Below are 25,563 nucleotides of genomic sequence, written 5' to 3' on the forward strand. Positions count from 1 at the left end.
GAGCGGATGCGTCGCCCCGCGGCCCCGGCCACGGTGATTTACGGACTTCGCACAGTGTTGCGGGCTCGGCAGTGTGCGAAGTCCGGAACCGAGTGGTCGGTCAGCTGCCGAAGGAGCGGGGGGCCAGCTGGTGCTGGAGGACCAGGGCGGCGGCGCCGACGGCCGCGGCGTCCGTCGCGTGCGTGGAGAGGCGCACCTCGATGCCGTGCCGGTTCTTGGCGAAGAACCCCTCGCTGAGCCGTTTCTGCAGGATCTCGGCGTAGATCGACCCGGCGATGGCCACGGACGGCCCGGCGAGCACCACGCAGTCGAGGTCGAACAGGTTCGCGGCGATGAGCACGGCTTCGGCCAGGTCCTGGGCGGAGTGGGTGATCGCCGTCACCGCCACCGGGTCGCCCAGAAGCGCCGCCGTCGAGATCTGGGTGAAGTCCGCAATCGGGTCGGTGCCCACCAGCCGGAGCGACGACTCGGCGCCGCCGTCGAGGGCGCGCTGCACCGCGGCGACCACGCCGGCCGGCCCCGCCACGCGCTCGAGGGTGTCGGGAGCGGCACCGTTCCGGGGAGACGTCATCCACATCTGGCCGAGCTCGCCCACATTGGAGCTCGCCCCGCGGAAGACCGTGCCGCCGAGGAGGATCCCGGCGCCGATGCCGGCGCCCATGTACACCGCGCACACCGTCGAGGCATCCGGCACGTCCCCGCCCCAGAACTCCCCCACGGCGGATGCGGTGCCGTCGTTGTCGAGGAGCACCGGCCGGCCCGTCGCCTCGGCCAGCGCGTCGCGCAGCGGGTAGTCCGACCACAGCCGCAGCGTGGGTGGGGCCAACAGCACGCCCCGGTCGATGTCCATCGATCCGGGCGCGGCCAGTCCCACGCCGATGACCGCCTGCCCGTCGATGCCGAGGTCGTCGATGAGCTGGTTGGCGCTCACGGCCATCCGGGCGATGACGTCGGCGGGCGGGGAGTCTTCGGCACCCCGGGTGCGGAGCCGGCCGACGATCGCGCCGCCGAGGTTGGTGACCACGTAGGTGAGAGAGTCCGCGCCGAGCTGGATGCCGACGGCGAACCGGGCGGTCGGGTTGATGTCGAGCAGCACCCGTGGTTTGCCGCCGGTGGAGAGGTCGCGGCCGACCTCGATCACGAGGCCGTCGGTGAGCAGCTGCCGCATCACGTTGGTCATGGTGGCGGGGGTGAGCCCGGTGAGGGTGGCCAGTTCGACCCGGCTGATCGGGCCGGCCGAGCGCACGAAGTCGAGCACGAGGGCGCGACTGGTCGTGAGTGTCAGGTTGGCTCCAGCGCGCGTCATGTCCAGCCTCCTCGTTGCTCCCATTCTAGAGTTGACTCGCTTAATAAAGTGTCCAAAAGAAGTGGGGATCGGGGCGAATGGCCATCCGGGAACTGCCGCGAGTGCGGCACAATGACACTGTGCCCGCCCTCTTCGATCCGCCTCAGCAGTCCGAGCCCATCACCATCGGCACCGTCCTGCGCAGCTCGCCCCGGTTCCGCGGCGTCGAGCCGTTCTACGCCGAGTTCATCGCCGGTCTGGAGGACACCCTCAGGGTGACGAACGGGTCGGTGCTCGTACACATCGCGGACACCCTCGAGGACGAGATCGCCAGCTACCACCGCTGGGCCGCATCCGGCCACGTCTCGGCGATCGTGGTGCACGACCTCACCGAGGACGACGTGCGCACGGCCATCCTGCACGACCTCGGCCTGCCCGCGCTCGTGCTCGGCGATCCCCTGCACGCCAGCGAAGCCGGCGTCGCGACCCTCGAGGTGGACAACTTCCAGGCCGTGACCCTGGCCGTGCACTACGCGGTCGGGCTCGGGCACCGCGTGATCGGCCGGGTCGCCGGCCCGGGCCACCTGGTGCACACGGGGGTGCGCGCACGGTCGTTCGCCGAGGCCATCACGGCCAACGACGCGACCGCCCTGACCGTGACGGGCGACTACTCCGAGCAGAGCGGCTTCGACGGCACCCGGGAACTGCTCAGCGAACCACGGAAACCGACCATGATCCTGTTCGACAACGACCTCATGGCGATCGGCGGCCTCGCCTACGCCCACCAAGCCGGCCTGGCGGTGCCGCAGGAGCTCTCGCTGCTCGCCTGGGACGACTCCAGCCTGTGCCGGCTCTCCACGCCGCCGTTGTCGGTCATGCGCCGGGATGTGCACTGGCTCGGGTCGGCCGCGGCGGAGATGGTGCAGGAACTGCTGGCCGGGCGGTCGCCGGGTTCGATTCCTGCGCCGGCACCGCAGGTCGTGGCGCGCGGGACCACGGCTCCGCCGCCGGCCCGCTGAACGCGAACGTCACTCTTCCCTGATCACCACGACCCCGCCAGCCGGCAACGGCACCCGGGCCTCGTGGCGGGTGCCGGTGAGCAGGTCGACGCCGGCGGCGTCGGCCCAGCCCTCCGCCGATGCGTGGTTGAGCAGGAACAGGTAGGAGCCGGCCGGTGAGGCCCGCCGCACCGCCTCGACCCCGGCGGACACCCGGGCAGCGGGGGTGACCAGCGCGTCCTCCAGCACCCGGTCGAGCAGCTCGCCCAGGCTGGCCGGGTCCAGGTCGGTGGAGACGTACCAGGCCGACCCGCCGCCCTCGAGTCCCCGCCGGGTCACCGCGGGGTAACCCGCGACGTCGCCCGAGCTGTAGCCGGCGATCACCTCGGCACCGTCGGCGTGCACGAGTTCGCTCGAGCGGACGCCGCGCCAGCCGTTGTCGAGTTCGACCGACTCCGCCGGCGTGAGCGGGTAGAACTCCTCGCTCCAGGCGCCGAGGAGGTCGCGGAAGGCGCCGGGGTATCCGCCGGTGATCACGGTGTTGCGCTCGTCGACGATGCCGGAGAACCAGGTCACCACGACGGTGCCGCCGCCGGCGGCGAAGTCGGCCACCGCACGGGCGTTCTCCGCCGAGACCAGGAACAGGCCGGGCACGATGACCAGCTTGTAGCCGGAGAGGTCGTGCCAGGCGGGCAGCACGTCGACCGTGACAGCGCGCTCGAACAGGGAACCGTGGATGGCGCGGGCGGTGTCGGCGTATACCGGGTTGTTGGTCGGCTTGAGGCCGCTCTTCAGCGCCCAGCCGGCCTCGTTGTCGTGCAGCATGGCCACCTGCGCGCCCGTGACGGTGCTGCCGGCGACCTCGGCCAGGCTGGCCAGGTGGCCGCCGAGGGTGGTGATGTCGCCGAAGATGCGGGAGTCGCGGCCGGCGTGCGGCAGCATCGCCGAGTGGAACTGCTCGGTGCCGGACCTGGACGCCCGCCACTGGAAATACATCACACTGTCGGAGCCGCGGGCCACGTGCGCCAGGGCGTGGCGGATCAGCTCGCCCGGCTTCTTGGCCTGGTTGATCGCGTGCCAGCTGGCCGCGCCGGCCGCGTGCTCCATCAGCATCCAGGGGCCGCCGCCGGAGATCCCGCGCATGCGGTCGCCACTGAACGACAGCTCCTGGTGCCGTAGCGGGTCGGGCCCGTAGGTGTAGTGATCGTTGGCCACGATGTCCATGTGCGGTGCCCAGCGGGCGTAGTCCACCACGTCCGGGCCGAGGCCGACCATGAAGTTCGTCGTCACGGCCACCCCCGGGGTGTGCCGGTTCAACACCTCCTTCTCGGCCAGGTACTGCTCGAGCAGGGCGTCGGAGGAGAACCGCTCGTAGTCGAGCAGCTGGCCCGGATTGTGCGCGGTCTGGGTGCTCGGAGTGGTGATTTCCTCGAACGACGAGTAGCTGTTGCCCCAGAAGCTCATTCCCCATGCCTCGTTCAGGGCTGCCACCGAGCCGTAGCGTTCCGCCACCCAGCGCCGGAAGTGGGCGTTGGAGACCGGGCAGTGGCAGCGGGCGTTGCCGCCGCCGAGCTCGTTGCCGACGTGCCACATCGCGATGGCCGGGTGGCCGGCCACGTGCCCGGCGAGCGCCTCGACGAGCCGCAGCGAGAACTCCCGGTAGACCGGCGACGAGGGGCAGAACCCGTTCCGGCCGCCGGGGGCGAGCGGATGCCCGAACTCGTCCTGCGGCAGGATCTCGGGGTGCAGCCGGTGCAGCCACATCGGCACCGCGGCCGTTGGCGTGGCCAGGTCCACCCGGATGCCGTTGGCGTGCAGCAAATCGAGCATCCCGTCGATCCAGCCGAAGTCGAACTGCCCGTCCCTCAGTTCGTGCTTGACCCAGGAGAAGACGCCGAGGGTGACGAGGTTCACGCCGATCTCGCGCATCAACGCCAGGTCCTCGAGCACGACGTCGTGCGGCCACTGCTCCGGGCTGTAGTCACCCCCGAAGGAGAGGGCGGCGGTGGGCCAGGCGATTGCGGGAGGTCGGGCGTCGGTGGGCATGGCACTCTCCTGAGCAGCGATGGTCAGCGTTACCACTAATTTTGGCAACTTGATAAAGTCTAGTCACCGTTGTTTTCGTGCGCCATGCCCACGCAGACCCAGCAGAGAAATGGATGACAGCCACGATGACCGAAGACACCCTGGACTATCGCGACAGCGGTCTGCGATTCCCCGACACCTTCGTTTTCGGATCGGCCACCGCGGCGTACCAGATCGAGGGTGCCGTCGGGGAGGACGGGCGCGGCGTCTCGATCTGGGACACCTTTTCGCGGGAACCGGGAGCCGTGCAGAACGGTGACACCGGCGACATCGCCGACGACCACTACCACCGGCTCGACGCCGACCTCGACATGATCGCAGCGCTCGGCCTGGACGCGTACCGGTTCTCCATCGCCTGGCCGCGCATCCAGCCGACCGGGCGGGGACCGGCGAACCCGGCCGGCCTGGCCTTCTACCAGCGCCTCGTCGACGGCCTCGTGCAGCGCGGCGTCACCCCGGTCGCCACGCTCTACCACTGGGACCTGCCGCAGGCGCTCGAAGACGAGGGCGGCTGGCGCAACCGGGAGACCGCTTACGCGTTCGCGGACTACGCCCGCATCATGGGCGAGGCGCTCGGCGACACGGTCGCTGTCTGGACCACCCTCAACGAGCCGTGGTGTTCCGCCTTCCTCGGCCATGGTTCCGGCGAGCACGCCCCGGGCCGGCAGGACAACGCCGAGGCCCTCACCGTGGCGCACCACCTCAACCTCGCCCATGGCCTCGGGGTGAGCGCACTGCGCGCGGTCGTCCGCGCTACCGCCCAGATCTCCGTCACACACAACCTGCACGTGATCCGCGGCGACGCCGACTCGGTGCGCCGGATCGAGGCGGTCGGCAACCGTATCTTCACCGGCCCGATGCTGCACGGCGCCTACCCGGCCGACCTGCTGGAGGACACCCGCGCCATCACCGACTGGTCGTTCGTGCTGCCCGGGGACCTCGGGCTCATCCACCAGCCCATCGACATGCTCGGCATCAACTACTACAACACCACCCTGGTGGGCCCGGCGACCGGGGCGGCGGATGCGGCGGACTCGGCCGCCGGAGCGGCCTCCCGGGCGTCCGCGTTCCCCGGCACCGACGACATCCCGCGGCTCGACCAGCCGGGGCCGTTCACCGAGATGGACTGGAACATCGAGCCGTCCGGGCTGCTGCAACTGCTTGAGGCGACCCGCGACGAGTTTCCCGGCCTGCCGCTGATGGTCACCGAGAACGGGGCGGCGTTCGAGGACGTCGTCACCGTGGACGAACACGGTGTCACGAGCGTGCATGACGCCGAGCGGGTGGACTACCTGCGCCGGCACTTCACCGCCGCGCACCGGGCCATCCAGGCCGGCGTCGAACTGCACGGGTATTTCGTCTGGTCGCTGATGGACAACTTCGAGTGGGCTTACGGCTACTCGAAGCGGTTCGGCATCGTGCGGGTGGACTACGAGACCCAGCAGCGCACCCTCAAGGACAGCGCGCTCTGGTACCAGCAGCTGATCGCGGCACGCCGCATCCCCTGACGGCCCCGCCCGCGTCAGTCCTCCGCTGTAGTCGCCTGCGCTAGTCCACTGCGCTAGTCATCCGTGCTGGCGTTCCGGCGCAGGTGCACGTCGGTGATGGTGACGTTCACCGCCTGGATGTCCAGCTCGGTGTGGTGCAGCAGCGACGTGGTGATGGCGGTGCGCAGGCGGTGCGCCGTCTGCGGCATCCGCTCGCCCCAGAACACGCTCGCCTCGACGTTGACCGTGACCGGGCTGCCCGGCGTGGTCACATCACCCTCGAGCGTGCACTTACCGATGAAGGTGCCGGCGACAGAGTCGCCCGCCGAACGGATCAGGCCCCTGACGGCGCCTTCGGTGAGGCTGAGCGCGGCCTTGGGTGACGGGTGCGAGACCGGGATCGTCCGGCCCGCGCGGGATTCCCGGTGGATGTTCTTGAGGATGCTGGTCACCCAGCTGTCGTCGCGGGCGGGCTCGGCGGAGACGTCCTCGGCGAGGATGTCCTGGGCCATCGCCCGGAACCGGGTGAGCGCGTCGAAGGCGATCCGGTTCTCCGGCGCGGTGTTGAGGAACTCGTCCGGCGGGTTCTCGCCGCGGTCGAGGTAGTCGCTGAGATGGGCGATCAGGTCGTAGTTCTGGTCGTCAGGAGAGGGAATCATCGCCATTCCTCCATCTCCTGCATGAGTTTCTGCCTGGCCCGGGCCAACAGCCCGCGCACCGTCGACGGAGGCACGTCAAGCTCCTCGGCGATCTCGGCGTAACTGTGCCCGCCGATCTCCCGCAACGTCCAACATTCACGCTGTGCTTCGCTCAGAGTACCCAGTGCGCGTGTGAGCCGCTCCCTTTGTGACGCAGCTTCGGCCTGATGGTGGGGTGACTCGGATTCCGGCGCGGGCACATCCCACTCGCCCAGGGGCTGGTCGGACCGGCGGGCGCGGATCCGGTCGATGGCCTTCCGGCTCGTGATGCGCATCAGCCAGGCCTTCGTGGCGGCCGGGTCCTGCAGTTCGTGCAGCCGTTCCCAGGCCGTGATGAAGGTGTCCTGCACGACATCGTCGGCGTCGCCGTTGGATCCCAGGATCCTGGTGGCGTATGCGCGCATCAGCGGCCCATGCCGCCGAACGATCACCTCGAAGGCACGCACGTCGCCGTCGACGGCCCGCGCTGCGAGAATCGCATCCGCAGCGTCGCCCAGGCTGGAACGCTCGTCTGACTCCACCACTGACACCGAAGTCCTCTCTCTAAACCCGAGCCCCGCGCCCCGGCAGGATCGCATGAATTTCATGACGAACCCGCTCTGAATCGCGTCTGAACAGTATCAATGAGTTTCGGGGCAAGAGAAATTCACCCCAAAGCGAGAACCGTGCGACATAGTGACTATCTCACCATCCCGCTTTTTTGTCACAACCGCACCGCCACGCGCGGCCGATCACAGGAGCAGCACTCATGACCGCCATCTCCCCCAGCCCCCTCCCCACCGTTGACTCCGCCACCGAAACCGACGCCGGGACGGCTCCGTCCGGCGCCGGTCGCGGCACGACGGTCATCAACGACTCCGTCGTCACCAAGATCGCCGGCCTGGCCGTACGCGATGTCCCCGGCGTGCACGCCCTCGGCGGTGGCGCCGCCCGCGCGCTCGGCGCCATCCGCGAGGCCATCAGCAACACCGATCACGGCCAGGGCATCAGCGTCCAAGTGAACGAAAACGACGTCACCGTCGAACTGTCCCTCGTCGCCGACTACCCGGTTGCCCTGCAGCAGGTCGCCGATGACGCCCGCACGGCCATCATCGACGCCATCGAGTCTCTCGCCGGACTGAAGGTCACCGAAGTGAACGTGACCATCAACGACGTGCACCTGCCCGATGGCGCCACCGAGACGGACGAGGTACCGGTTCCGTGAGCGCTCCTCGCAGCGTCGATGTTCCCGGGAGTGACACCTCGCGCGGGCACACCCAGATCAGCTCCCGGGCGATGACCCGGGTCGTCTCGGCCGTGGCCGCCGAGGCTCTCGGGGTGACGACCGGTCAGGTCTCCGTCGACCTCGAGGAGAGCGCCGGGAGCCTGGACGTCACGGTTCGCGCACCCCTCAAAGCGGTGCCGGACGAACCCGGCGACGCGGCGGACACCGCCGGAAACGACACCACCGAGACCCGCACCGAGCAGGCGGAGCAGCAGGTTCGCGACTCCGTGGGCGAGCTCACCGGGGTCCCGCTCGGCGGCGTCACCGTGCGGCTGACGAAGCCCCTCCTGCGCCTCCCCGGCCAGGGCGACTGACCCCGGCGCATCCGCACCACCCCGGCACAACGACGAAACGGCACACCGTGAACGACATGATCAACAGAGCGCAGTCGGCGGGTCTCGCCCCGGCGCGCCTGAGGGTCACCGTGCCGCAGCCTCACAAACCGGGGGTCACAGCCACCCGGTCCACCCACACGCTGCAGTCGCCTCAGCAGGCCAGCCCGCCACGCGCGGTCGTGGCCATCGGTTTGGCCTCGGTGATCATCGCCGGATGCGTGTACACCGGCACCGAACTCGTGCTCGAGCTGCTGCACCGGGCGCCGCTGATCGCCGCGCCGACGGACGTGGTGCGCTACGTCAGCCAGGTCAATGAGGTTGCTCCCCCGGTGCTGCTCGCCCTGGGTGTCGTGGTCGCACTCGCGTGTGTCCCGCTCGTGCTGGTGGCGGGACGCCGCGCCCGCCGCGAGGCCGCCGCCGCCGGCGCCCAGCCGGCCGATGATGTCGCGGCGGGCGCCGTCGGCCCCGCTTCATCCAGCCCCGCTCCCCTCACCCCGGCTTCCGTCCCTCCCGCCGCCGCAGCTGCCGGCGCGAGCACCACCGGGTCACGCCACCGCGCGACCGTGCCCGCCCGGCCGGTCGCCGGAATCGCGCCCGACCGGTTCACCGCCGAGAAGGCGATCGCGGATGCACTGGCGTACGAGTCCCTGCGGCCCTCCCACCTCACCGACCCCCAGAACCACCCCCTAGAGAAAGAGAGAACACCATGAGTGGATCAGACAAGATCGAGAACGCCGCCCAGGACCTCGCCGGGAAGGCGAAGGAAGCCTTCGGCAAGGCCACCAACGACGACTCCAAGGTCGCCGAAGGCAAGGCCGACCAGGCCGGAGCCGACCTGAAGAAGGCCGGCGAGAACGTCAAGGACGCGTTCAAGAAGTAACCGGATCGGTCACCCGGCCGGCACCGTCGGATCCTCGGCGGCGCCGGTCGGGCAGACCGCGTTCGTGCGCATCAGCGCCGCCGCGTCGTCCGCCGTCCAGGGCAGTGGAGCCGGCTGGCCCGCCTCGCCGTCAGCTGCCGGGGCCAGGGCCGCGATCGCCACGAGCCGACGTGCCAGGTCGAGGGCGAATTCCGCACCGGCGCTGGAATCGTTGACCATCACCACCACCGTCAGGCCGCTCTCCGGGTCGGCCAGCGTCGCCGACAGGTAGCCCGGAATCTCTCCCGCCGCTCCGCGCAGGGGGCCCAGCTGCTCGGCGCCCAGCCCGTAGCCGCGCCAGTACGGCATCCCCGCCTCGGGCACCGTCGTCCACTGCTCGTCCGCCGTTTCAGGCTCCAGCAGGCTTCCCGCCGCGAGCGCGCGCGACCAGGTCTTCAGGTCGGCGAGCGTGGACACCGCGCCCCCGGCCGCACCGGAGATCGACGGGGACAGCAGGGTCACGTCGAGCATCCGGCTGCAGTCGGGCCGGCCCGCCGCGTCGACCGCCGCGGTCCAGCCGTGCGGATGCGCGCCGGGCACGTTCAGCTGCCCGGCGCCGGGGTACGAGGTGGCGGCCAGGCCGAGCGGGTCGAACACGTACCGGCCGAGGAGGGTCGCCCAGTCGTCGCCCGTCGCCGCCTGCAGGGCCAGCCCGAGCAGCTGGATGCCCGCGTCGGAGCGGCTGAACGCCCGGCCGGGCGGGCCCACCCGTGGGGCGCCGAGACCGGCGGACACCAACTCAAGGGTCGGCCAGCGGCGAGTGGGGTTCTTCACGAACTCGGAGTCGAGCTGGCCCTGGCCGAGACCGGAGGTGTGCTGGCAGAGTTGGCGCAGTGTGATGCCCTCAACCCCCGGTTGCCGGCTGAGGTAGTGCGACACCGGGTCGTCCAGGCCCACCCGCTGTTCGTCCACCAGCCGGAGCAAGACGGTGCAGGTCATCGCGGTGGTCTGCGTGCCGATCCGGAAGCTCATCTCCGGCGTGAGCGCACCCCCGCCGGCGGCGCGGCCCGTTTCGGGGTCGACCTGGGCGCCGACGGTCCCCGGGCTCGCCAGCCACTGCCCGGCCCACGGCACCCAGACGCCTGCGATCGCCCCGGATGCGCCGGCCAGCGCCATCCCATCGGCCAGGGCGGCATCGAGGGCCGCGACGGTGTCCGGTGCCAGGGTGCCGGTGGCCTGCTCCGGTCCGAACGGCTGCGGCACCGCCGCCTCGGCACAGCCGCCCAGCGGAAGCACCAGCGCCATCAGCAGGGCCAGGTCCAGAAACGCGAGCCGCCGCCGGTCCCCGGTCCGGAAGCCGGTTCCGGCCCCGCCGGTGCGCGCACGACCATTGCTGTGCCCCGCCTGTTCACCACTCATGGCCACCCCATGCCCGCCCCCGCACGCCGCCCAGAGGGAGGCGCCGAATGAGCCTGTTGGCCAGGAGTGTACCAAGGGCCGGGGTGTGGCGTTTGGCCCACCCGCCCCGGGCCGGACGGTGCGATACTGTCCGTATGATCCGCTCGCGGATGGGGCACCCCGTGCGGGTCCGGCTCCGGCGGGCCGGCGGAGCCCTGCTCGTGCTCGCCGGCTGTTCCCTGGCGCTGACCGCCTGCGACACCCCGATGATCCCCACGTTGCCACCCGTCGTCACCCCCACCGCGATTCCCAGCGCGGTTCCCACGCCGGTGCCGGCTCCGACCGGCACGCCGTCGCCCACCCCACCCAGCGCTCCGGGCACCCCTCCGTCCACCACCGGCGATACCGCGGCCGCCTGCTCGGCGACCGACGCGACGTTCACCGTCACCGACCGCCCCGGGGACAGCGGCGCCGGCAGCTTCTTCTGGGATCTTCGCCTCAGGAACACCGCTGACCGGCCGTGCCTGGTCGACGGCTACCCGGGCGTTGTCCTGATCAATGTGGACACCGGACAGCCGGTGGGCGCGGCTTCCGGCCGGGAACCGCGGGCCGCGCCGGCGGAGCTTCGGCTCGAACCGGGAGACTCGGCGTACAGCCTCCTTCACCTCACCCAGGCGGGGGCCTACGGCTGCCCGGTGGTCCCGGTGACGTCGCTAGCGGTCACCCTCCCGGCGGGCGACACCACCGCCGAGGTTGCCGCACCGCATCCGATCGACGGCTGCGATGACCCCGCCGTGCAGCTGGTGCGCGCCGGCGCGTTCGCGGCTGAACCGGTCGTCTTCTAGACGGCGCCCTGCTCCAGCGGCGGGGTGACCCTCAGCCCCTCCATGAAGCGCAGCACGTTGTCGTCCACGATGATGTCGCTGGGGCGCAGCGGGCGGGTGAGGTACAGGCCGTTGAGGCTGGTCAGGCGGCTGAGGGCCACGTAGGTCTGGCCGGGGCTGAAGACCCGGGCGCCCAGGTCAACGATCGCCTTCTCGTAGGTGGCGCCCTGCGACTTGTGGATGGTGACCGCCCACGCCAGCCGCAGCGGGAACTGGGTGAACTCGGCCACGACATCCTTGCTGAGCTTCTTGGTGGCGGCGTTGTAGGTGTACTTGTACTTCTCCCACACCGTGGGCTCCACCTCATGGGTGGTGCCGTCGATGTCCACATAGACGGTGGAATCCACCCGGGTGACGGTGCCGATGGTGCCGTTCACCCACCGCGGGCCGCCGTCGAGCGGGTTGTCGTTGCGCAGGAACATCACCTGGGCGCCGACCTTGAGTTCGAGCACCTCGTCGGCCGGGTAGGTGCGGCCGCCGAAGTCGCCGGTGACTTCGGCCTTGGCCGAGAGGGATTTTCCGGAGAGGCGCTTGAGCGCCGCCGCGTTGATGCGGTTGACGGCGTCGTTGCGGGTGGCCAGGGTGATGACACCCTCCGTGGGCGGTTTGCGGGCGCCGGCACCGTTGAGGGCACCGCCGATCTCGGGGGTCACCTGGCCGTACCGCACCGCGTTGAGCATGGTCTTGAAGCCGGCGTCGTGCTGACGGTGGATCTCGGTGAGCTCGAAGATCTTGAGCTCGGCGCTCTGCCACACCTTGGCGTCGAAGAACCACATCGACCGGTAGGTGTCGGCGAAGTAGGCCCGTTCCTCCGGATCGCCCGGCACCGGGGCCAGCTGGTACGGGTCGCCGAAGAGCACGATCTGCACGCCGCCGAAGGTGTCGTGCGGGCGCTGCCTGGCCTGGCGGAGGCTGCGGTCGATGGCGTCCATCAGGTCGGCGTTGACCATGGAGACCTCGTCGATGACCACGGTGTCGATGGTGTTGAGGAGCTTCCGCAGCTGATCGTTCTGATCGATGGTGTGATCGGCGATGACACCGATCGGCAGCCGGAACAGCGAATGCAGGGTCTGGCCGCCCACGTTGAGCGCGGCGACCCCGGTCGGTGCGGCGATCACGATCTGCTTGTCGGTGTTCCAGGACAGGTGGTTGAGCAGCGTCGACTTACCGGTTCCGGCCCGGCCGGTGACGAACACGTTCTGCTTGGTGCCCTCGATGGCGGCGAACACCTCGGCCTGCTCGCGCGAGAGCGGAATCTCGGGGGGAATCGCAGTCACGGGGATCTTTCACTGAGGTATGCGGTGGGGTGTGGGCAGGCCGGATCGGGGGCGATCGAGTCCACTTCCACTGTAACCGCCCGGCACCGGACGGCCCACTCGCCGGCCGACCGGTGCATAACTCCGGGGAGCATCCGTGGTGCGCACAAACGTTGCTACCGCACCTCGATCTGTACCGGGAATTCGTTCTGGATGCTGCCGTCCTCTGCACTGTTGTCGTAGGCGACCAGGTCGTAGAACCCGGCGGGCAGGCCGGCGGGTATCGTCACCGTGGCATCGAAGTTCGACTCCTCCGAACCGCTCTCCGCCGTCACCTGCTGGGTCTGCACGACCTCACCAGAGGAGGTGCGCAGGTCGAGGCTGAACTGGGCCTCGAACACAAACGCCCGACCCTTGACGAACATCGGGTCGCCGGGGGCCACCCGGTCACCGCAGACGGGCTGGTAGATGAAGATCGGCGGCCGCTCCGGGGTGATGACGACGCCCTGCTCGACAACGTTGACCGGCGTGCCGTCCTGGGCGCTCCGTTCGAAGGCCCGCAGGGTCGCGGGAGTGTCGAACTCCGGCGGCATGAATCCCAGAATGGTCTGCCACGTCCCTTCGGTGCCGGAGCCCGAGGTCGCCTGGACCTCGCGAATGCACAGGGTGTCCCCGACCGGGGTGACGAGCTGGACGGTGAGCGCCGCCTCGAACGTGTTGAACCGGCCACTGACGCTGAGGGGGGTACTGACGCTCGCATCCGCGGCGGGGTCTTCGATGACGATCGCCGGTGAGGAGCTGGACGGGGGCGTCGGCGTACCGGATGCGCCGGTGTCGGTGGGCGCCGGACTCGCTGAGGATGAGGGCGACTCGGTCGGTGTCGTCGTGGGCGACTCCGACGGGGGTGGAGTGGGTGACGCTGACGGCGTCGAGCCGGGGGTGCAGGCGGCAAGTGACCCCAGTAGAAGCAACGCCAGGAGGTGCGCCCGACGATGCGGTCGCGGGGTGTTCACGGTGATCATCTCCTTGGGTGGATGCTGGAATTGTAGCTCCGGAGCGCTCCCCCGGCTGCCCCCGGGACGGCTCAGCCAGAGCGAACGCCAAGGGCGGCACCGTAGGATGTTGAGGTGAGCAACGGGGTTGGAATCGGGGTGCGGCGGGGGCGTTACGCCCGGGCCACCATCGCCGTCTGCGTGGTCCTGGCCCTGCTCGGCGCCGCCCTCGCTGCAGCCATCGGCTCGCTCAATCGCGACGTGTACAGCGCAGGCGGCTTCGTGCGGCAGTACCTCGAAGCCCTCGCCTCCCGCGACACCCACACCGCACTCGACCTGCCGGGCGCCGTACCCACCGATGCCGCCCTCGAGGCCGCCGGTCTTCCCCAGGACCTGCCGGACACGCTCCTGCGCCCCGCGGTGCTGAGCGAGATCGCCGACATCGAATTGGTCAGCGACGAAGCCGGATCCGCCACCGAGGGCAAGACCCACAGTGTCGTGTACGACTTCACGCTGGACGGCGCCAGGACGTCGATGGAATTCAGCGTCAAGCCCGCCGGCACCGTAGCCGGGATCTTCACCACCTGGGCGTTCGCGACCAGCCCGCTCGCCGTTCTGCAGGTGACGGTGCTGAACGAGGCCCACTTCACCGTCAACGGCCTCACCCTCGACACCCGCGCGCACGCGGCCGCCGACGCGCCCGCCACATTCTCGAACCAGGGCGCCTACCTGGCGTTCGCCCCGGCGGTCTACGACATCTCGCACGAGTCCGCCCTGCTGACCGCGCCCGTTCAGAGCGTGCCCGTTGTCGCCTCCGGCGCCACCGACGTCTCGGTCGAAGCCGCCCCCAACGCCACGTTCACAAGCCAGGTGCAGGCCAAACTCAACGAGTTCCTCGACGAGTGCGCCACCCAGAAGGTGCTGCAGCCGTCGAACTGCCCGTTCGGCATCGAGATCGACAACCGGGTCAAGTCGGCACCGGCCTGGTCCATCTCCGCGTACCCGGAGGTCGCCCTCACCGGCGGCGAGGCCTCGTTCGACATGCCCGCCACCGAGGGCCAGGCGCACATCGTGGTCGACGTGCAGTCGCTTTACGACGGCGACCTGAGCACCAGGGACGAGGACGTGCCGTTCTCGGTGGGGATCAGCGTCACCATCGCGCCGGACGGTTCCCTGGCCATCCAGCTGCGTTAGCGCAGACGCGGCTCAGCTAGCGGTCGTGGGCGGCCAGGCGGGCGAGGCGCTCGTTGTAGTCGTTCAGCTCGGCCTCGCCGGTGCGGTCGGCGTTGCGGTCGCGGCGCTTGGTTTCCTTGTCGTCGCTGCGACCCCACTGGATGGCCACGATGATGGCCAGGGCGATCGTGGGGATCTCGCCGACGCTCCAGGCGATGCCGCCACCGGCCTGCTGGTCGGCGAGGGCGCTGACGCCCCAGTTCCGGCCCATCGCGCCGTACCAGTCCGCCAGCAGCAGCCCGGTGCCGGTCATCATGGCCAGACCGAAGAACGCGTGGAACGCCATCGTGCCCAGCAGCAGCAGCAACCGGAAGGTGTGCGGCAGCCGGTACGGAACCGGGTCGATGCCGATCAGCGACTGCACGAACAGGTAGCCGGTGATCAGGAAGTGCACGATCATCCACTGGTGGCCGATGTGGTCGGTCGTGGCCCAGCTGAAGATCGACGTGTAGTAGAACACCCACAGCGACCCGGCGAAGAGCAGGGCGGCCACGATCGGGTTGGAGATGACACCGGCGAACTTCGAGTGCACGCCCAGCAGGATCCACTCGCGCGGGCCGCGGCTGCCGTCGCGCCGCATCCGGATGGCCCTGGCCGCCAGGGTGACCGGCGCTCCGGGCACCAGCAGCACCGGGACGAGCATGGTGAGGGCCATGTGGGCGAGCATGTGGGTGGAGAAGAGGTACTTCTCGTACACGTTCACGCCGCCGTTGGTGATGTAGAACAGGGTGACCATTCCCACCACCCAGAAGATGGTGCGGTGCAGCGGCCAGGTATCGCCGCGGCGGCGCAGCCGCACCACGCCGGCCAGGTAGAAGAAGATCCCGAAGGCGCAGAACAGCACCCAGGCGAGGTCGAAGTTCCACTCGGTGAAGTAGCGGGCGAAGGTCAGCTCCGGCGGCAGCACCTCGCCGGTGAGGATCTGGGCAGGTGTGGCCGCCGGGATCGCCGTGGTGACGACCTGCGCCACGGGGGTGGCCGTGCGGGCCAAGGCCGCAGCCACGCCGGAGGCGAGGCCCATGAAGGCGATCTCGCCCACGACGAGCCACCAGAAGAAGGTGTCGGCGGTTCCGGTCGCGGTGCGCATCCGGCCGATCAGGTATCGGCGCTGCAGCACACCGAAGCCGCCGAGCACGAGGAGCACGGCCACCTTGACGAGCACCAGCAAGCCGTAGCCGGTGAGCAGGTTGTCCCAGCTGCCGATGCGCAACTCGGCGCTGACGTAGCCGGAGGCGGCAACCACGACGAAGCTGACCAGCGCGAGGGTGGAATACCGGCCCACGATCTCACGCAGCCGGCCCGGCGCCAGTTGCCGGTGCAGCAGGATGATGGTGAGAAGCCCGCCCAGCCAGACTGCCGCGAAGACCAGGTGCAGGCCGAGGGCCGTGATGGCCGCGTCGTGGCCCTCAGCGCCGGCGCTGTGGCCCTGCTGGGCCATCGGCAGGAGCGCGAGGAGGGCCAGCACGGTGACGAACACCAGGGCGGTCTGGTTGCGGACCGCGAAGCAGAGCACGGTGACGGCCGCGGCGATCAGGGTGGTGGTGAGCCAGGCCTGGCCGATCTCGATCTGGCTGAAGAACTGGCCGACGGTGGCGCTGAACTGGTCGTTGAAGCTGACCGTGGCGTTGGTCACCTGCAGGAAGGTGAGGAAGCCGGTGATCGCGGAGGCGATGGTGAGGAACGCGGCCGACGCGGCTGCCAGGTCGATGGCGGTGCCGAATTCGCGCTCAGTGGGGCTCAGCGCGAAGCAGGTGAGGACGAGCGCCCCGATGGTGCCGGCGGCGCCCAGGTTGACGAGCAGCTTGGCCACCGGGAGTCCCCAGCGCACGACGGCGCCCGGGTCGGCGAGAAGCTGGGCCTCGGCCCCGCCGCCGTAGGCCAGGCCGGCCAGCGTCGCCAGAATCGCGACCAGCAGCAGGGCTGCCGGCCCGACGATACGAACGTAACGGGGCACCATCCCAGCTTAACCGGAGGCGGAAGGCGAATTCGGCCGGTGGGGTGGGGGGGCCTGGTAAACGATTGGTGAGTTAACGAGTGATGGGCGCCGACTGAAAGTCGACGCCCACCGGAACTACGAGACCTGCAACCTACTTGGCGGCGGCCTTGAGCTTGCTACCAGCGGTCAGCTTGACGCGGTGGCCGGCTGCGATGGCGATCTCTTCGCCGGTCTGCGGGTTGCGGCCGGTGCGAGCAGCGGTCGCGGTGCGCTCGACGCCGAGCCAGCCCGGGATGGTGACCTTACCGTCGTTGGCAACGGTGTCGGCGAGGGTTGCGAAGAAAGCGTTCAGAACGCCATCGACAGCAGCCTGGCTCTGGCCAGAGTCTGCAGCAACCTTGGCAACGAGCTCGGTCTTGTTCAGCGACTTATCAGCCATTGAGTGTCCTCCTCGGACCTTCGTCTGTAAAAAAACAGGTATTCACGTGAAGCGGGCGACGCTGAGACAGCGCCTCCGTTGGTCGGTTCGACCGCGTTGAATCTAGCATTGATCCGCGGGATTCCGCGGATTTACGGCGTTTCGGGACGCTTTGCAGGGCGAATTGGGTGACTTTTCGCTGTGCGCGAACTGTGCGGCCCCCGTGCGGGGCCGTCCGGGGCGCCCGGTGGGGGCGGACACAAAACAGGGATGCCGGCCGGAGCCGGCATCCCTGTGGATGCGTCGCGATCGTTTACACGATCAGCAGCTGGTTACCAGCTGGACTTGGTGATGCCGGGCAGCTCGCCGCGGTGCGCCATGTCGCGGAAACGTACCCGCGAGATGCCGAACTTGGAGAGGTGGCCACGGGGACGACCGTCAACCGCGTCGCGGTTGCGCAGGCGAACCGGCGAGGCGTTGCGGGGCAGCTTCTGGAGGCCCTTGCGAGCCTCTTCGCGGGACTCGTCGGTGCCGGCCGGGTTGACAAGGGCCTTCTTCAGCTCAAGGCGCTTGGCGGCGTAGCGCTCGACGATAACCTTGCGCTGGTTGTTCTTGGCAATCATGCTCTTCTTCGCCATTTTTAGCGCTCCTCACGGAAGTCAACGTGCTTGCGCACTACGGGGTCGTACTTCTTGAGCACGAGACGGTCGGGGTTGTTGCGACGGTTCTTCTTGGTCACGTAGGTGTAACCGGTTCCTGCCGTCGAACGCAGCTTGATGATCGGACGTACGTCCTGTGCCTTAGCCATTAGATTTTCTCCCCACGTGCGAGCAGGTCCTTGACGACCGACTCGATGCCGCGAGCATCAATAACCTTGATGCCCTTTGCCGAGAGGGTCAGCGTGACGTTGCGGCGAAGCGACGGCACGAAGTACTTCTTGGTCTGCACGTTCGGGTCGAAACGACGCTTGGTGCGCCGGTGCGAGTGTGAAATGTTGTGTCCAAAGCCGGGAACGGCTCCGGTCACCTGGCAGGTTGCTGCCATGGTTTTCCTCCAATACCGAAGGGCGATTGCCCTTCCCAAGATCTCTTGTCGGCCAGCTCGCGATGGATTCCACCCGGAAGCGGCCGGCAGAAAAGTGAATTTCGGCGGCTGGTTCGGTGGGAGGAAAAGTCACGAACGAGCAATGCACGCACAGATATGCGCAGCAGCTACCAACCTTACGGGGTCGGGCGGGCCGACGCAAGCGCGGTGCAGGCCGCGCAGAGACCGAAGACATCCACGACGTGGGCGGCCTCGGTGAAGCCGTGCTCGGCCGCCACCTCGGTGGCCCAGTGCTCGATGGCATCCACCTCGATCTCCACCGTGAGACCGCAGTTGCGGCAAATCAGGTGGTGGTGGTGCTCGGTGGTGGTGCAGGCCCGGTAGAGGCTCTCGCCGTCCGGGGATTGCAGCGAGTCGGCGTCGCCCTCGAGGGCGAGGTCGGCCAGTGCCCGATACACCGTGGCCAGGCCGATCGGGGAGCCGCTGGTGTGCAGCGCGGAGTGCAGGCCCTGGGCGCTGACGAATCCTTCGGCGCGGCCGAGTTCGGTGCGCACGGCCTCTCGCTGCCAGGTGTTTCGCTTCATGATTCCAACCGTAGCCCCGCCGGAGCGGACGCGTGAACCCCCGGGATGCGGGTGCGGAGCGCCCGCACGCCGAGGGCGAGCAGGAAGCAGGCGGCCGCGGTGAGCGCGATCGCGGGACCGGCCGCCACATCGAGGGACCGGGACAGCAGCACGCCGGCCGCCCCGGACCCGGCGCCGATGACCGGGGCGAGCAGCGCGATGCGTCCGGCGGTGCGCACCAGCAGCCGGGCCGCCGCCGCCGGTGCGGCGATCAGGGCGATCGCCAGGATCGCGCCGACGGCAGGCATCGCGGTGACCACGGTGGCCGTGATGAGCACCAGGGTGAGCAGTTCGATGGGCCACTCCCGGTAGCCGGCCGCACGGAACCCGGTGCGGTCGAAGGTGGAGAACAGGATCTCCTTGCCCCAGAACACGGCCACGACCACCGCAACGGTGAGGGCGGCGGCGGCCAGAAGGACGTCACCGTCGGTGACGGTGAGGACCGAGCCGACCAGGTAGGACTCCACGTGCACGGGCAGCGACGGGTTCAGTGCCTGCAGCAGCACCCCGAGCGCGAAGCCGGCGGTGAGCATGATGCCGGACGCCACCTGGCTGCCCTGCCGCCGCACCCGGCCGAGCAGGGTCATGATCGCCACGATCAGGGCGCTGGCCAGCGCCGCACCGAGCGGGATGCTGACGCCCAGCAGGGCCGCGGCGACCGCACCGGGGAAGGTGGCGTGGGTGAGCGCCTGGGCGAAGAATGTGCGCCGGCGCAGCAGCACCAGGGTGCCGACCAGGCCGCTGAGCGCGCCGATCACGACGGCGGCGAGCAGCGCCTTCTCGAAGTAGCCCATCAGCGGCTCACCGCCTCTCGCTCTGCGACGGTGACGGTCCCGGCGGCAGCGGGTGCGCGCATCCGGTCGGCGGTGACCCGACCCAGGAGGACGAGCAGGTAACCGGCGACGAGCACGAGCACGACGGTCGCCCCGCTGGGCAGGTCGATGCCGGCGCTGACGGATGCCTCGAAGCCGAGCGCCAACCCGACCCACGCGCAGAACGCCGCGAACCCGGCGGCCAGGGGGAAGAGCAGCCAGAGCCGCACCGTGATCAGCCGGGCGACCGCGCCGGGCACGATGAGCACGGCCAGCACGAGCAGGTTGCCGACGGCGCTGGAGGCCGCCACCACCACGAGCGCGATCGCCACGTTGAGCACCAGGTCCAGCAGCAGCGGCCGGTAGCCGGCGGCAGCGACGGCGGTGCGGTCGAACGCCCGGTAGACCTGTTGCTTGAGGGTGATGCCGACCAGCAGCAGCGCGATCGCGCAGATGATGAGGGTCTGCGTCACCTCGGTGCCGGTGACGGTGAGCAGCCGGCCGAAGAGCAGCTGCTCCAGTTGGCCCGCGTAGTCGGTCTCGCGGGACACCACCAGGATGCCGATGCTGAACATCGCCGTGAAGACGATGGCGATGGCCGCGTCGCCGGACACGGCCCGGCGGGTGATGACGGTGAGGACGACGGCCGCGAGGACCGCGGCGACCATGGCGCCCACGAAAAGGCCGTCCCGGCCGCCCCAGACGAAGCCGATGGCGATGCCGGGGAAGACGGAGTGGGTGAGGCCGTCGCTGATGAACTCCAGGCTGCGCAGGTTGACGAGCACGCCCACGATCCCGGCGACGAGGCTGAGAGCGAGCAGCACCACAAGCGCCCTGGCCATGAACGGCAGCGTGAACGCGGTGAAGAGCGGGCCGAGCAGGTCGGTCATCAGTGGCCTTCGTGGCCGGGGACGACGAGGGTGTGCTGGTCGAGTTCGACGCCGACCTCGTGGAAGGTGCGCTGCACATTGTCGAGGGTGAGCACCTCGTCGCGCGGGCCGAAGGCCACCTGGCTGCCGTTGAGCAGCAGCACACTTTCGCAGACGGCGCGGGCCAGCTCGAGGTCGTGGGTGGAGACGAGCACGGCGACGCCGTCGGCCTTGAGCCGCTCGACGGTGCCGACGAGGGCCTCACGGTTGGTCTGGTCGAGGCCGTTGAAGGGCTCGTCGAGGAGCAACAGGCGGGGGCCGCCGGCCACGGCGCGGGCGAGCAGGCCGCGCTGTTGCTGGCCGCCGGAGAGTTCGCCGAACCGGGTCTTGGCCCGGTGGGCCAGGCCGACGGTTTCGAGGGCCGCGGCGACGGCCGCGCGGTCTTTCTTGCCGGGCAGGCGCAACCAGCCGAGCTGCCGATAGCGGCCCATCATGACGACCTGCTCCAGGCTCACCGGGAACTCGGGGTCGAGCTCGTCGGTCTGCGGCACGTAGCCGATGCTGCCGGCCGGAGGCGTGGCCTGGCCGAGCACCTCGACGGTGCCCTCTGTGCGGTGGATCAGGCCCAGGATGCCCTTGAGCAGGGTCGACTTGCCCGAACCATTCGGGCCGATCAGTGCAATGGCCTCACCGGCGCGGAGGTTGAAGTCCATGCCGGTGAGGGCGGGAGTCTGGGCGTACGCGAACGAGGCCCCGGAGACGCGGAGCGCGAGCGGTGCGGGCACCTGCTGCTGAGAAGGGTTCTCGTTCACGAGTCAACTATTGCAGGTCGGCGGGCACGGCGCTGGGCGTCACGCCCCAGGACTGAAGGATCAGGCTCACGTTGTGCAGCTGGGAGGCGATGTAGGTGGCGCCGTCGCTGTCGGCCGGGCCGAGCGAGTCGCCGTAGAGCGCGTCGTCGCCGGAGTAGACCGTGACGCCGGCCTCGGCGGCGATGGTGTCGGCGGCCTTGGGGTTGATCGAGGCTTCGGAGAAGACGGCCTTGACTCCCGTGGCAGTGATCGCGTCGACGAGGGCGTCGATCTCGGCGGCGCTGGGCTCGGCGTTGTCGTCGAAGCTGGGGATGACGCTGCCGACGTAGGTGATGCCGTAGGCGGCGGTGAAGTAGCCGAACGCGTCGTGGTTGCTCACCAGCAGGCGCTGGTCGGCGGGCACGGCGTCGATGTTCTCGTGGATCCAGCCGTCGAGCGCGGCAAGCTGACCGGCGTAGACGGCCTCGTTGGCCTCGAAGTCGGCGGCGTGGCCGGCGCTGGCCGCGGCCAGGCCGTCGGCGATGGTGGCGGTCATGGTCTCGGCGTTGCTCACGGCGGTCCAGATGTGCGGGTTGCCGCCGTCGTGGTCGTGCTCCTCGGTGCCAGCTTCGGTGCTGGCGTCGTCGGTGCCGGCGGCCTCGTCGTCGTGGGCCTCCTCCTCGTGGCCGGCCTCGCCGCCCTGGATGGCGATGCCCTCGTCGGAGTCGATGGTCACGCCGTCGAAGCCGGAGGCCGTGATCGCGTCGTCGAGCCATTCCTCCAGGCCGACGCCGTTGATCACGAGCACGTCGGCGGAGCCGAGCGCGGTGAGGTCGGCGACGGAGGGGTCGTAGCTGTGGGCGCTCTGGTTGGGCTGGATCAGCTGGGTCACCTCGACGCCGGCCGTGTCGCCGACGATGTTGCGGGTGAGGTCGGCGATCTGGGTGGTGGTGGCGACGACCTTGAGGTCGTCCGCCGACCCGGCGGACGCGGCGCTGCCGGACGCGGAGCATCCGGCCAGCACGAGGGAGGCGGAAACGGCCAGGGCGGGGAGCAGAAGTCTGGGGGTGGTCACGGTCGAAACGCTACGCCTATTGATAATGATTGTCAAAACCATTAGCCGCTGTCGCCGGCCCGGGGTCAGAGGTGGCGCAGGTACCGCTCCGGGGCGTCGAGGAAGCTGGCCCAGTTGGTGACCAGGTCGAGGTCGCGCCAGGCCTGCTCCCGCAGTCCCCATTCGCCCACCTCGAGGATGCGCGCGCCGGGCAGCGCGGCGAGCAGCGGCGAGTGCGTCGACATGATCACCTGGGAGCCGCCCTCCGCCAGCAGCGCCTTGAGATGGCCGAGTAAGGCCAGGCAGCCGGAGAAGGAGAGGGCGGACTCGGGCTCGTCGAGCACCCATAGGCCCCGGCCGCGGAACCGGTCGACGGCAAGTTCGAGGAACGATTCGCCGTGCGAGATCTCATGGAAGGCCGGTTCTGGTCGACTGCCCGGGTTTTCCTCCAGGTAGGTGAAGAAGCCGTGCATGGTCTCGGCGCGCAGGAAGTAGCCGCGGCGCGTGCTGCCGCCGCTCCGCACCAGCCGGAGGTGGTCGTGCAGGGCGGATTCGCTGACCCGGGTGGAATTGCGCGCCCCGGTGGAGCCGCCCTCCGGCGACAGTCCCCAGGCCAGCGCGATCGCCTCGACGAGGGTGGACTTGCCGGCACCGTTCTCGCCGACGAAAACTGTCGCGGGCCCGAGGTCCAGCCCGCTCTCGAGCAGCTGGGCCACCGGCGCCAGCGTGGCCGGCCAGGTGCTGCGGTCGAGCGGATGCTGCGGGTCTTCCTCGACCCGGCGCAGGGGAATGCTCTCGAAGGCCATGCCCCATCTTGCCCCGCCCCCGCCGACTTCCGCCAAAGTTCCCCTTCAGCCCGGCGCATGGGGCATTTCGCGGCACGTCGGCGAGCCGACCGGTGCCGACTTCCACCAAAGTTCCCCTTCATCAGGCGTGAAGGGGGAGGTTGCGGCAACTCGCGGCTGCGACGCTCTCCCGTCTACTCTGATGCAATGAGAGTGCGAACCGGGAAGGGCAGGGGCAGGACCGCGCCCGCACCGGTGGTCGCACCGACGCCTGCGCCTGCGCCTGCGCCGAACGCGATGCTGCGGCCGTGGCGGCTCGACGACGCCGGCAGCCTGCAGGCCGCCTTCACCGTCAGCGGCGACCTTGCCGCCCAGCTCGGCGCCATCGAACTGTCCACGGTCTCGCGCTGCGAGAACTTCATCACCGACAACCTCGCCACCGCCACGGTGTCGCGGCAGAACTTCGCCATCAGCGTCGACGGCGTCGCGGTGGGCAACGTCGGCATCGGCAGCATGGAACACCGGCACGGCACCGGCTGGGTGTACTACTGGGTCTCCGCCGAGGCCAGGGGGCGGGGCCTGGCGACACTCGCGCTCGCCTCCATCGCCGACTGGGCCTTCACCGAGCAGGGCCTCCACCGGCTCGAGCTCGGGCACCGCACCAACAATCCGGGCTCCTGCCGGGTCGCGACCAGGGCGGGCTTCGCGGCGGAGGGCGTCGAGCGGCAGAAGCTGAAGTACGGCACCGAGCGCTTCGATGTGGAAACCCACGCCAGGCTCCGCACGGATTCACCGCCACCATTCCACCTGCTGCCCACCATCACCTCGTAGGCTGGGCCGATGGACGACCGGTCGTCATTCCCGCCGCCGCTCGCGGCCGAACGAAACCTGGCCGTCGACGGGCTGGCGAACGCCCGTGACCTGGGCGGAATCCCGCGCCGCACCGGCACCCCCACCCCGTTCGGCGTGTTCTACCGGTCGGAGAACCTGGACCAGGCCACCGAGACCGGCTGGGAGCAGCTGCACGCGGCCGGCATCCGCACCGTCGTGGACCTACGCCAGCCCGGCGAGCGCGCCCGCGACACCCGGCCGCGGCCCGGCCGGCTCACCACGGTGGCCGTGGACCTGGACGGGCTGGAGAACAGGGCGTTCTGGGCGGACTACTGGGACACCGGGCTGGTCGGCACGGCGCTGTACTTCCTGCCGCACCTGGCCGCGATGCCCGAGCGCACGGGCGCCGCGCTGGCGGCGCTGGCCACGGCGGCGCCGGGCGGGGTGCTCTTCCACTGCATGGCCGGCCGGGACCGCACCGGCCAGATCGTCCTGCTGCTGCTCGCCATCGCCGATGCCGAGCCGGACGCCATCGTCGACGACTACCTCGAGACCGTGCGCCGCGGCGACCAGCGGGCCGCCGCATCCGGCCGCGCCAACGACGAGGCGGCCAGCGACGAGCTCTGCCGCCGCCACGGCACCACGACGGAGGGCGCGTTCCGCGCCGCGCTGGCCGGGCTCGACCTGCCGGCCGTGCTCGCGGCGGCCGGGCTGGCGGAGACCGAGCTCGCCCTGCTCCGCACCTGGCGCCAGAGCCTGGCGGACTGACCGTCGTGTCGCCGCGCACCGTGCCCCCACCCGAGGTGCTCGAGCGCCTGCGTGCGGCCGGATGCGTCTTCGCCGAAGACGAGGCCCGACTGCTGGTCGAGGCCGCCGGAACACCCGCTGAGCTGGAGCGGCTGCTCAGCCGGCGCGTCTCCGGCCTACCGCTCGAACAGGTGCTCGGATGGGTCGAGTTCTACGGCCTCCGGCTCACCATGCGGCCGGGGGTGTTCGTTCCGCGCCGCCGCACCGGCCTGTTGGTGCGCCGGGCGGCCCGGCTGGCCGGACCGGCCTCCGTGGTACTCGACATGTGCTGCGGATCCGGCGCCGTGGGCGCGGCACTGGTGGCCGGTGAGCCGGCGCTCCGGCTGTACTCCGTCGATATCGACCCGGTCGCGGCGGCCTGTGCCAGGGAGAACGTTGCCGCCCGCGGCGGAACCGTCTTCACCGGCGACCTGTTCACCCCGCTGCCGTCGGCGCTGCGCGGGCAGGTCGACGTCATCGTGGCCAACGCCCCCTACGTGCCGACGGATGCCATCGACCTGATGCCGCCGGAGGCCCGGCTGCACGAGGCCCGGGTCGCGCTGGACGGCGGCGCCGACGGGCTCGAGGTGCAGCGCCGGCTGGTGGCGGATGCGCCGGACTGGCTGGCGCCGGGCGGCCACCTGCTGGTGGAGACCAGCGCCGCGCAGGCACCGCTGACCGCGGCGATCTTCACCCGGCACGGCCTCACCCCGCGGGTCGCGCACTCCCGGGCGCTGGACGCCACCGTGGTGATCGGCATCCGCGCGGCCTGACCCGGCCCGGTCGGGTGGCCCCAGCGCCGTCGCTGCGCCTCGTGTGGCGCGCCGCGCCCGCTATAGC

29 protein-coding genes are annotated in these 25,563 nt (G+C 70.1%); 11 read left to right on the forward strand and 18 right to left on the reverse strand.

Annotated features, from left to right (window positions below):
* Positions 1–100: 100 nt before the first annotated feature.
* A complete protein-coding gene (locus ACU5E9_RS12995) occupies positions 101–1,306 on the reverse strand; it encodes an ROK family transcriptional regulator (RefSeq protein ID WP_456810336.1) in 1,206 nt (401 codons plus the stop codon).
* Positions 1,307–1,425: 119 nt separating this feature from the next.
* On the opposite strand from ACU5E9_RS12995, the gene ACU5E9_RS13000 reads away from it, so the two are divergent.
* Complete coding sequence (locus ACU5E9_RS13000; RefSeq protein WP_456810337.1) at positions 1,426–2,304, forward strand: LacI family DNA-binding transcriptional regulator; 879 nt, start codon at positions 1,426–1,428, stop codon at positions 2,302–2,304.
* A 9-nt stretch (positions 2,305–2,313) separates the two neighbouring features.
* On the opposite strand, the gene ACU5E9_RS13005 is transcribed toward ACU5E9_RS13000, so the two are convergent.
* Positions 2,314–4,329, reverse strand: coding sequence for a beta-galactosidase (locus ACU5E9_RS13005; protein ID WP_456810338.1), 2,016 nt, complete (start codon positions 4,327–4,329; stop codon positions 2,314–2,316).
* 125 nt (positions 4,330–4,454) lie between these two features.
* Here ACU5E9_RS13005 and ACU5E9_RS13010 point away from each other — a divergent pair, with 125 nt between their 5' ends.
* Positions 4,455–5,876: a GH1 family beta-glucosidase gene (locus tag ACU5E9_RS13010; protein WP_456810339.1), complete on the forward strand. Its 1,422-nt coding sequence runs from the start codon at positions 4,455–4,457 to the stop codon at positions 5,874–5,876.
* Positions 5,877–5,929: 53 nt separating this feature from the next.
* Here the strand turns inward: ACU5E9_RS13010 and ACU5E9_RS13015 are convergent, their stop codons facing one another.
* Entirely contained in the window at positions 5,930–6,514 is a 585-nt protein-coding gene (locus ACU5E9_RS13015; protein ID WP_456810340.1) for a hypothetical protein, read from the reverse strand.
* Positions 6,511–7,074 carry an RNA polymerase sigma factor gene (locus tag ACU5E9_RS13020; RefSeq protein WP_456813541.1) on the reverse strand — a complete coding sequence of 188 codons (564 nt, stop codon included), beginning with the start codon at positions 7,072–7,074 and terminating at the stop codon, positions 6,511–6,513. Before ACU5E9_RS13020 ends, ACU5E9_RS13015 begins: the two co-directional genes overlap by 4 nt.
* Positions 7,075–7,301: 227 nt before the next feature.
* Here ACU5E9_RS13020 and ACU5E9_RS13025 point away from each other — a divergent pair, with 227 nt between their 5' ends.
* The 4 genes from ACU5E9_RS13025 to ACU5E9_RS13040 are packed head-to-tail and all read left to right on the forward strand — an operon-like array spanning position 7,302 to position 9,032.
* Positions 7,302–7,757 (forward strand): Asp23/Gls24 family envelope stress response protein, encoded by a 456-nt coding sequence (locus ACU5E9_RS13025; protein WP_456810341.1) that lies wholly within the window; start codon positions 7,302–7,304, stop codon positions 7,755–7,757.
* Positions 7,754–8,131: a hypothetical protein gene (locus ACU5E9_RS13030; protein ID WP_456810342.1), complete on the forward strand. Its 378-nt coding sequence runs from the start codon at positions 7,754–7,756 to the stop codon at positions 8,129–8,131. Before ACU5E9_RS13025 ends, ACU5E9_RS13030 begins: the two co-directional genes overlap by 4 nt.
* A 56-nt stretch (positions 8,132–8,187) precedes the next feature.
* On the forward strand, positions 8,188–8,862 hold the full coding sequence (locus tag ACU5E9_RS13035) for a hypothetical protein (protein WP_456810343.1): 675 nt from the start codon (positions 8,188–8,190) through the stop codon (positions 8,860–8,862).
* Positions 8,859–9,032 (forward strand): CsbD family protein, encoded by a 174-nt coding sequence (locus ACU5E9_RS13040; protein ID WP_456810344.1) that lies wholly within the window; start codon positions 8,859–8,861, stop codon positions 9,030–9,032. The genes ACU5E9_RS13035 and ACU5E9_RS13040 overlap by 4 nt, the downstream gene beginning before the upstream one ends.
* Before the next feature lie 9 nt (positions 9,033–9,041).
* Here ACU5E9_RS13040 and ACU5E9_RS13045 read toward each other — a convergent pair whose 3' ends face one another.
* Entirely contained in the window at positions 9,042–10,430 is a 1,389-nt protein-coding gene (locus tag ACU5E9_RS13045; protein ID WP_456810345.1) for a serine hydrolase domain-containing protein, read from the reverse strand.
* Positions 10,431–10,564: 134 nt separating this feature from the next.
* Between ACU5E9_RS13045 and ACU5E9_RS13050 the strand changes: the two genes are divergently transcribed.
* On the forward strand, positions 10,565–11,254 hold the full coding sequence (locus ACU5E9_RS13050; protein WP_456810346.1) for a DUF4232 domain-containing protein: 690 nt from the start codon (positions 10,565–10,567) through the stop codon (positions 11,252–11,254).
* On the opposite strand, the gene ACU5E9_RS13055 is transcribed toward ACU5E9_RS13050, so the two are convergent.
* Positions 11,251–12,570 (reverse strand): ATP-dependent DNA helicase, encoded by a 1,320-nt coding sequence (locus ACU5E9_RS13055; RefSeq protein WP_456810347.1) that lies wholly within the window; start codon positions 12,568–12,570, stop codon positions 11,251–11,253. The genes ACU5E9_RS13050 and ACU5E9_RS13055 overlap by 4 nt on opposite strands.
* A 155-nt stretch (positions 12,571–12,725) precedes the next feature.
* Positions 12,726–13,562 carry a Gmad2 immunoglobulin-like domain-containing protein gene (locus tag ACU5E9_RS13060; protein ID WP_456810348.1) on the reverse strand — a complete coding sequence of 279 codons (837 nt, stop codon included), beginning with the start codon at positions 13,560–13,562 and terminating at the stop codon, positions 12,726–12,728.
* A gap of 114 nt (positions 13,563–13,676) precedes the next feature.
* Between ACU5E9_RS13060 and ACU5E9_RS13065 the strand changes: the two genes are divergently transcribed.
* Positions 13,677–14,735, forward strand: a complete 1,059-nt coding sequence (locus tag ACU5E9_RS13065; RefSeq protein WP_456810349.1) for a hypothetical protein — start codon at positions 13,677–13,679, stop codon at positions 14,733–14,735.
* Between the two features lie 16 nt (positions 14,736–14,751).
* On the opposite strand, the gene ACU5E9_RS13070 is transcribed toward ACU5E9_RS13065, so the two are convergent.
* The 11 genes from ACU5E9_RS13070 to ACU5E9_RS13120 all read right to left on the reverse strand — a co-directional run bounded on the left by ACU5E9_RS13070 (position 14,752) and on the right by ACU5E9_RS13120 (position 23,127).
* Positions 14,752–16,731, reverse strand: a complete 1,980-nt coding sequence (locus ACU5E9_RS13070) for a cytochrome c oxidase assembly protein (RefSeq protein ID WP_456810350.1) — start codon at positions 16,729–16,731, stop codon at positions 14,752–14,754.
* Positions 16,732–16,861: 130 nt separating this feature from the next.
* Complete coding sequence (locus ACU5E9_RS13075; protein ID WP_066598601.1) at positions 16,862–17,149, reverse strand: HU family DNA-binding protein; 288 nt, start codon at positions 17,147–17,149, stop codon at positions 16,862–16,864.
* A 311-nt stretch (positions 17,150–17,460) separates the two neighbouring features.
* Entirely contained in the window at positions 17,461–17,766 is a 306-nt protein-coding gene (gene rpsN / locus ACU5E9_RS13080) for a 30S ribosomal protein S14 (protein WP_035880538.1), read from the reverse strand.
* A 2-nt stretch (positions 17,767–17,768) separates the two neighbouring features.
* A complete protein-coding gene (gene rpmG / locus ACU5E9_RS13085; protein WP_066598602.1) occupies positions 17,769–17,936 on the reverse strand; it encodes a 50S ribosomal protein L33 in 168 nt (55 codons plus the stop codon).
* Positions 17,936–18,172: a 50S ribosomal protein L28 gene (rpmB, locus tag ACU5E9_RS13090; RefSeq protein WP_066598603.1), complete on the reverse strand. Its 237-nt coding sequence runs from the start codon at positions 18,170–18,172 to the stop codon at positions 17,936–17,938. Before rpmB ends, rpmG begins: the two co-directional genes overlap by 1 nt.
* A gap of 176 nt (positions 18,173–18,348) precedes the next feature.
* Positions 18,349–18,756, reverse strand: a complete 408-nt coding sequence (locus ACU5E9_RS13095) for a Fur family transcriptional regulator (RefSeq protein ID WP_456810351.1) — start codon at positions 18,754–18,756, stop codon at positions 18,349–18,351.
* Positions 18,753–19,589 (reverse strand): metal ABC transporter permease, encoded by an 837-nt coding sequence (locus ACU5E9_RS13100; RefSeq protein ID WP_456810352.1) that lies wholly within the window; start codon positions 19,587–19,589, stop codon positions 18,753–18,755. The genes ACU5E9_RS13095 and ACU5E9_RS13100 overlap by 4 nt, the downstream gene beginning before the upstream one ends.
* Positions 19,589–20,497: a metal ABC transporter permease gene (locus ACU5E9_RS13105; RefSeq protein ID WP_456810353.1), complete on the reverse strand. Its 909-nt coding sequence runs from the start codon at positions 20,495–20,497 to the stop codon at positions 19,589–19,591. Before ACU5E9_RS13105 ends, ACU5E9_RS13100 begins: the two co-directional genes overlap by 1 nt.
* Positions 20,497–21,288 (reverse strand): metal ABC transporter ATP-binding protein, encoded by a 792-nt coding sequence (locus ACU5E9_RS13110; protein WP_456810354.1) that lies wholly within the window; start codon positions 21,286–21,288, stop codon positions 20,497–20,499. The genes ACU5E9_RS13105 and ACU5E9_RS13110 overlap by 1 nt, the downstream gene beginning before the upstream one ends.
* A 7-nt stretch (positions 21,289–21,295) precedes the next feature.
* Positions 21,296–22,342 (reverse strand): metal ABC transporter substrate-binding protein, encoded by a 1,047-nt coding sequence (locus ACU5E9_RS13115; RefSeq protein WP_456810355.1) that lies wholly within the window; start codon positions 22,340–22,342, stop codon positions 21,296–21,298.
* A gap of 65 nt (positions 22,343–22,407) precedes the next feature.
* Complete coding sequence (locus tag ACU5E9_RS13120) at positions 22,408–23,127, reverse strand: AAA family ATPase (RefSeq protein WP_456810356.1); 720 nt, start codon at positions 23,125–23,127, stop codon at positions 22,408–22,410.
* Positions 23,128–23,313: 186 nt separating this feature from the next.
* On the opposite strand from ACU5E9_RS13120, the gene ACU5E9_RS13125 reads away from it, so the two are divergent.
* The 3 genes from ACU5E9_RS13125 to ACU5E9_RS13135 are packed head-to-tail and all read left to right on the forward strand — an operon-like array spanning position 23,314 to position 25,496.
* Positions 23,314–23,937, forward strand: coding sequence for a GNAT family N-acetyltransferase (locus tag ACU5E9_RS13125; RefSeq protein WP_456810357.1), 624 nt, complete (start codon positions 23,314–23,316; stop codon positions 23,935–23,937).
* 9 nt (positions 23,938–23,946) lie between these two features.
* Positions 23,947–24,705, forward strand: a complete 759-nt coding sequence (locus tag ACU5E9_RS13130; protein ID WP_456810358.1) for a tyrosine-protein phosphatase — start codon at positions 23,947–23,949, stop codon at positions 24,703–24,705.
* A gap of 5 nt (positions 24,706–24,710) precedes the next feature.
* Entirely contained in the window at positions 24,711–25,496 is a 786-nt protein-coding gene (locus ACU5E9_RS13135) for a putative protein N(5)-glutamine methyltransferase (RefSeq protein WP_456810359.1), read from the forward strand.
* The last annotated feature ends 67 nt before the right edge of the window (positions 25,497–25,563 follow it).

Source organism: Cryobacterium sp. AP23, from assembly GCF_054075385.1.

Bases quoted from the DNA above. Each gene is read 5' to 3' on its own strand.
- ACU5E9_RS13025 (WP_456810341.1), top strand. From the start codon at position 7,302: ATGACCGCCATCTCCCCCAGCCCCCTCCCCACCGTTGACTCCGCCACC.
- ACU5E9_RS13010 (WP_456810339.1), top strand. From the start codon at position 4,455: ATGACCGAAGACACCCTGGACTATCGCGACAGCGGTCTGCGATTCCCC.
- ACU5E9_RS13050 (WP_456810346.1), top strand. From the start codon at position 10,565: ATGATCCGCTCGCGGATGGGGCACCCCGTGCGGGTCCGGCTCCGGCGG.
- rpmB (WP_066598603.1), bottom strand. From the start codon at position 18,172: ATGGCAGCAACCTGCCAGGTGACCGGAGCCGTTCCCGGCTTTGGACAC.
- ACU5E9_RS13105 (WP_456810353.1), bottom strand. From the start codon at position 20,497: ATGACCGACCTGCTCGGCCCGCTCTTCACCGCGTTCACGCTGCCGTTC.
- rpmG (WP_066598602.1), bottom strand. From the start codon at position 17,936: ATGGCTAAGGCACAGGACGTACGTCCGATCATCAAGCTGCGTTCGACG.
- ACU5E9_RS13040 (WP_456810344.1), top strand. From the start codon at position 8,859: ATGAGTGGATCAGACAAGATCGAGAACGCCGCCCAGGACCTCGCCGGG.
- ACU5E9_RS13015 (WP_456810340.1), bottom strand. From the start codon at position 6,514: ATGATTCCCTCTCCTGACGACCAGAACTACGACCTGATCGCCCATCTC.
- ACU5E9_RS13125 (WP_456810357.1), top strand. From the start codon at position 23,314: ATGAGAGTGCGAACCGGGAAGGGCAGGGGCAGGACCGCGCCCGCACCG.
- ACU5E9_RS13045 (WP_456810345.1), bottom strand. From the start codon at position 10,430: ATGAGTGGTGAACAGGCGGGGCACAGCAATGGTCGTGCGCGCACCGGC.
- ACU5E9_RS13120 (WP_456810356.1), bottom strand. From the start codon at position 23,127: ATGGCCTTCGAGAGCATTCCCCTGCGCCGGGTCGAGGAAGACCCGCAG.
- ACU5E9_RS13100 (WP_456810352.1), bottom strand. From the start codon at position 19,589: ATGGGCTACTTCGAGAAGGCGCTGCTCGCCGCCGTCGTGATCGGCGCG.
- rpsN (WP_035880538.1), bottom strand. From the start codon at position 17,766: ATGGCGAAGAAGAGCATGATTGCCAAGAACAACCAGCGCAAGGTTATC.
- ACU5E9_RS13075 (WP_066598601.1), bottom strand. From the start codon at position 17,149: ATGGCTGATAAGTCGCTGAACAAGACCGAGCTCGTTGCCAAGGTTGCT.
- ACU5E9_RS13005 (WP_456810338.1), bottom strand. From the start codon at position 4,329: ATGCCCACCGACGCCCGACCTCCCGCAATCGCCTGGCCCACCGCCGCC.
- ACU5E9_RS13130 (WP_456810358.1), top strand. From the start codon at position 23,947: ATGGACGACCGGTCGTCATTCCCGCCGCCGCTCGCGGCCGAACGAAAC.
- ACU5E9_RS13035 (WP_456810343.1), top strand. From the start codon at position 8,188: ATGATCAACAGAGCGCAGTCGGCGGGTCTCGCCCCGGCGCGCCTGAGG.
- ACU5E9_RS12995 (WP_456810336.1), bottom strand. From the start codon at position 1,306: ATGACGCGCGCTGGAGCCAACCTGACACTCACGACCAGTCGCGCCCTC.
- ACU5E9_RS13070 (WP_456810350.1), bottom strand. From the start codon at position 16,731: ATGGTGCCCCGTTACGTTCGTATCGTCGGGCCGGCAGCCCTGCTGCTG.
- ACU5E9_RS13095 (WP_456810351.1), bottom strand. From the start codon at position 18,756: ATGAAGCGAAACACCTGGCAGCGAGAGGCCGTGCGCACCGAACTCGGC.